The sequence below is a fragment of the Gordonia sputi NBRC 100414 genome, from assembly GCF_000248055.1.
Taxonomy (GTDB): domain Bacteria; phylum Actinomycetota; class Actinomycetes; order Mycobacteriales; family Mycobacteriaceae; genus Gordonia; species Gordonia sputi.
The window spans coordinates 1-1,298 of record NZ_BAFC01000138.1; the positions used below are offsets into that span (position 1 = coordinate 1).

The following is a 1,298-nucleotide window of genomic DNA, read 5'->3' on the forward strand; positions in this document are numbered from 1 at the left end:
CCAGCCCCTTCTGACCCCCGAGGGTCTGGCGGAATCTCTAATGGTCGCAACACTTCGCGTGAGCCCGGAGTTTGCATTGTCGTCGGCGCGTCATGTGAAGAAGGCTGATGGGTGCCGGTCGCAGGTGCGCTCAGTTTCCAAAGACTCGCCGATCACGTTTGGTGCTTCAAGCCTCTCACCAACCAGTTGCCCTGGGGGCAAGATGGACTTGTCGGTGCCGACTGGTAAGAAGTGCTACATATCCTGAGAGGAGATGACCACCGCATGACTGAAGAGTTCTCGTTCGGCTTCGACGACGTGAGGCCGAGAACATGGCTCGACGCATTCCCGTGGTTGAGAGGCACTCTCGAGTGGCACGGTGAAATTCGTCCGTGGTGGCAGGAGTCGATCGACAGTACGTCCGCCACCGGGCGGCGACGAAACATCGCCAGAATTTCGGAGCTGGCCATGGAGCGCCTGACGCAGTTGACGATCGGGCAGATCTTCCCCGGTCTGTCTCCGGACCTTGATTTGCGCCTGCTGCCGTTACCTGCCCGCGCCGTCAACGCTTTGCGCCGAGAGGGGTTCACTCGCGCTGAAGCTCTAGCCTCGGAGACGGTTGACGACATAATGAGCTGGCGCCAAACCGGCGCAGGCACAATCGACGCCATACTTCAAGCCCTAGCCGACGCCAGTACGACTGCTGCGACACCAACTGTGGCTTCACTCTCAGGTCCCTTCGACACCGCGGCGCCGAAGTCGCTCGATCCACTGCAGCCGCCGGAACCACTTCTGGCCATGATCGACGATATGACGACGGTCGCAACCTGGTTCGCCACCGTCGGATTCCGCGACCAGGCCATTCTTGGTGCCCCGCTGCCCGCGGGTACGCCCGACGAGATCGTCAAGGCACGTCAAAGGATCGAATCGCTCACCACTGATCAGATCCTGAATGAGGACCAACTGGACCTCGACATTGCCAGCCGATTCGACGACGCCCTCCAAATGCTGGACCCACGCGCCGCCCAGATACTTAGGGCTCGATTGTTCGCTGACGTCCCAGTAACGCTAGACCAGCTTGGTCAGCAGCACCAGGTCACTCGCGAGCGGATTCGCCAGATCGAGGGCAAGGCGACGAGTACGATGCTCGGCTTCATCTCCGAAGGCGGTGCGCTTGGTGAAGTCGCGGAGTCCGCACGCTCCGTCATCGGCACAATCCGTCCGCTCGATGAGCTGCTCGAACTTCTCCCGGCGCTGAGCCGCAGCGTAGAAACCGTGGGTCAGCCAGCGTGGCGGGTGCTCGACCGCCTGGACACGCA

The 1,298-nt window shown here is 61.5% G+C and carries 1 protein-coding gene; it reads left to right on the plus strand.

Annotated elements, in window-relative coordinates; genetic code table 11:
* Positions 1 to 264 precede the first annotated feature (264 nt).
* Positions 265 to 1,298, plus strand: a 1,034-nt coding sequence (locus GOSPT_RS23760; RefSeq protein ID WP_005209266.1) for a sigma factor-like helix-turn-helix DNA-binding protein, incomplete at its 3' end; no start/stop codon positions are given.